Raw genomic sequence first — 3544 nt, 5'->3', positions numbered from 1 at the left:
CCCGGTGCGCAGCCGCCACTCGCCGAGCACCTTGTCGCGGTGCCGGGCGCGCAGTGTCAACTCCCGCAGTATGGCGAGGGGTTCCTCCGGCAGTACGAGGTCTTCGAAGCCGACCTCGGGCCTGATCCGCCGGGCGTGCTTGTCGAGGAGGGGCGCGGACTGCAGACGGGCGCTGCCCTGGACGTGCGCGGCCGTCGGCGTGGTGCCGTCGAACGCGGCCAGGGCGGCGGCGGCCCGCGCGGCCCGGCGGATCTGGGCGGGGCCGAGCCGGTAGGGGGCGACGGCCTCGCCGAGGTCGAAGCCGAGGCCGGGGCCGCCGAGGGGTGTGTGCCGGGCGAGTTCCGTGTGCCAGGCGCGTGGCGCGTCGATGACGGCCTGCGGGGGTACGTCCAGCGCGAGCAGGCCCGCGTCGGGCGCCCACCCCGGGTCGTACGGCTCGCTTCCGATGAGGACGAGGGGTACGTCGCCTGTCGCCAAGTCCCTTACCAGGGCGCCGGGTTCTGACGGGAGCGGCGCCACGACGAGCGCGGCGCGCCGCAGCCGTGCCTCGCGCACCAGCGCGAGGGCGGTGCCGGTCTCCGTGCCGCCGGCCGGGGGCAGGTGGCGCAGTACCGGCAGCCCGGCGGCCCGCAGGGCGGCGATCACCGGTTCGGCGGCGGTGTCCTCCCTGCGTTCACGCAGATGGACGAGGAGGGGGCGCTCGGCGGCGAGTTCCGCGAGGCGCGCGGCGAACAGGTCCGCCGGCCGGGGCTCGGCGGGGCGCGTCCGCGCCGGGGGCAGCAACTCGACCGACGGGCCCATGAGTTCCGGGTCCAGCGCGTCGTCCCCGAGCAGCCACGCCACCACTCGCTCGGGCACCCGCAGCGCGCGCCCGGGCAACGGCCGGTCCTCGTCGTCCAGGGCGATGAGCCCCCCGGCGCGCAGCGGCGCCCGGGGGTGGAAGCGGGCGCGGGCCGCCGGGTCGTGAGGCCCGGTGCCCGCGAGGTCGAGGGTGAGCGCGACCGTCGCCCTGCGCCGCCCCACGTCGTCGTTGAGATACCCGTACAGCGGCTCGAAACGGCGGTCGACGTCGGGGGCGAGGGCGGCCAGCAGGATGTGCCGGTCCAGCGGGGCGAGGCCGAAGAGTTTCGCCAACTCGCCGATGGGGCCGCTGGCTTCTGCCCCGTCGGGGAAGGGGGCCGGAACCGCCGGAGATGCCGGAGCCACTGGGGGTGCCGGAACCGGCGGAGGCGCCGGAGCCACTGGGGGAGCCGTCGCGAGCCGCAGCGCCGTCTCCGGCGACACGTAAAGCCCGCGCAGCGGATCCGCCGCCGTCGGGTCGTCGGAGCTACGCCGCTCGACCAGCTCCGCCACCCGCCCGCGCAACGCGTCGAGCAGCGCGAGCACCCCTTCGGATGCGGCGCTCACCGCGTCCCCTTCCCGTCACTGCCGCTATTCGGCCTGATCCGCATCCGCCGGGGCCGTGCGTCGCCCGGCTCGCCGTCGATGCCGCGCACGACGACCGCGCCCTCGGTGACCGGCGGCGCCACGTCGTACACCGGCGACACCGGGAACGGCACGGTGATCACCACGTCCAGGGACGGCTTCAGCTCACCGCCGAGCGCCGACCAGATGTCCGCGATGGACCGGGACTCGGGCGGCGGCACCGCGACGCCCAGCGGCAGCGGCACCCCCAGCGCGGCGAGCGCGGCCGGCAACCGGTCCGGCGGCAATAGTTCATGGGCGAGCAGGGTGCCGAGGGCCGCCGAGAGGAGCCGGTGCTCGTCCTCCGGACGGTTGGTCCAGGCGGTCAGCAGGTACGAGAGCCGGAACCAGCGGGGCGGCTGGCGTCTGCGCAGCACCACGCCGTCCGGACCGCGTTCCGCGTAGGCACCGCGCTCGCGCCGGGCCACGTCCTCGCGGATGTCGTACAGGTACGAGTTGAGGGTGGGCGCGTTGCGGCGCGCCGCCCAGTCGCGGTTGGGGGCCTCGAAGACGACGTCACCGGTCCCTTCGGGAAGCGCCTCGCGCAGCAACTGCCGCAGCGCTTCGTCCACTTCGTGGATCACGTCGACGCCCCCGGCCCGTTCGGGCGGAGGCGGTGGCTCGGCGGCATCAGATGTACCCCTCCCGCAGCGCGTACGCGACGGCATGCGCGCGGTTCTGCAGCTGCAGGCGCGTCATCAGCGCGTGCAGGACGTTCTTGACGGTGCGCTCGGAGTAGGCGAGCTTCTCCGAGATCTGCTTGGTGTCCAGGCCCTCCGCGATCAGCCGCACCACGTCGACCTCGCGGGGTGCCATGCCGAGCGTCGGCACGAGCGCGCCGCCGGCGGACGGCGAGCCGTCGAGCGCGGAGAGCCGCAGCCGCCCCAGCTGGGTCATGAGCCGGTTGATGAGATCGGGCGGCAGCTCCCCTTCGCCCCGCGCGGCACTGTGCACGGCGCGGAGCAGCTTCTGCGGGGTCGCCTGGTGCCGCCAGAGGATGGCGCGTACGCCGCACTCGACGACCGCCAGCAGCTCCGGCTCGCGCAGCTCGCTCGCGATCAGCACGACGCGCTGCTCGGCGGACCTGGCGAGGCGGCGCAACTCCGTGCCCGCGAGGTCGTCGAGCCGGTCGACGAGCATGACGGCGACCCGCTCCGGCGGCGGCGCCGCTTCGTGCGTGGTCCTGGCCGGCTGCGAGAGGTCCCCGGCGCGGTCGACCAGCTCGACGCTTGGCTGGTGCTGGAGGTGGCTGATCACCCCGGCCCGGCTGAGGGGGTCGGTGGCGTGCACGGCCACCGGTATGCGTGTATCCGACACTGGTTGTTCCCTGTCTTCCCCCGAGTAGCGACGGGGCACAGGGTGATCGGAATCAATCAATAAACGATTGCTGATGGATCAACGCGGACGTTTACGGACGTGAGGGGACACGTGAGTGGACCGTAAGCGGACACGTGAGCGGATACATAAGGGGACACGTGAGCCGGGCGTCAAGGTTTACGAGGCCGGGGGCGGGTACGGGGCCTCGCTCAGCAGCCGGGCGAGGTGGACGGTGTTCGCCGCGAGAGCCCGGGTGGTGTCGGCGACGGCGTCGGGGGTCTTCTCGAGATCCTGGTAGTCGGTGCCCTGCTGGGCCTCGCCCACCCAGTAGGTGACGGCTCCCGGCGCGAGGCTGAAGCCGATGTCGTTGAGCCCCTGGAAGACGTCGGCGCTCACCTTGTGCGCGCCGTCCTCGTTGCCCACCACCGCCACGGCTGCCACCTTCCCGTGGATCAGCGGGCGGCCCTGGTCATCGGTCTCGGTCTCGGCGTTCAGCCGCTCCAGAACGCGCTGGCAGATGCTCGAAGGGTGGCCGAGCCAGATCGGCGTGGCGAGCAGCAGGATGTCCGCCGCCAGGACCTTCTCGCGCAGCGCGGGCCAGGCGTCGCCGTCGCCCAGGTCGGTCGAGATGCCGGACTTCACGTCGTGGTCGGCGACCCGCACCGACTCCACGCTCACCTCCAGCTTCTCCAGCTCGGCAAGCACCTGCCCGGCGAGCAGCTCACTGCTGGAGGGCGAGGGGGAGGGGGAGAGGGTGCAGACA

The 3544-nt window shown here is 73.7% G+C and carries 3 protein-coding genes and 1 pseudogene; all 4 read right to left on the bottom strand.

Going from position 1 to position 3544, the window contains the following annotated elements; genetic code table 11:
- Window positions 1-1407 (bottom strand): annotated as a pseudogene (locus GKQ77_RS29895) (ATP-binding protein); the annotation flags it as partial.
- Window positions 1404-2048, bottom strand: coding sequence for a Pvc16 family protein (locus tag GKQ77_RS29890; protein WP_219692245.1), 645 nt, complete (start codon window positions 2046-2048; stop codon window positions 1404-1406). The gene GKQ77_RS29890 and the pseudogene GKQ77_RS29895, both read right to left, overlap by 4 nt.
- Window positions 2049-2094: 46 nt before the next feature.
- The gene (locus tag GKQ77_RS29885; RefSeq protein WP_219692244.1) at window positions 2095-2781 is read right to left on the bottom strand and encodes a response regulator transcription factor; all 687 of its coding nucleotides are present in this window, start codon (window positions 2779-2781) and stop codon (window positions 2095-2097) included.
- 177 nt (window positions 2782-2958) lie between these two features.
- On the bottom strand, window positions 2959-3544 hold a 586-nt coding region (locus GKQ77_RS29880), incomplete at its 5' end, for a flavodoxin family protein (protein WP_219692243.1).

The organism is Streptomyces anatolicus, from assembly GCF_019400875.1.
GTDB lineage: Bacteria > Actinomycetota > Actinomycetes > Streptomycetales > Streptomycetaceae > Streptomyces > Streptomyces anatolicus.
Note: the sequence above shows the minus strand (reverse complement) of the source record. Positions and strands in the feature narration are given on the sequence as shown.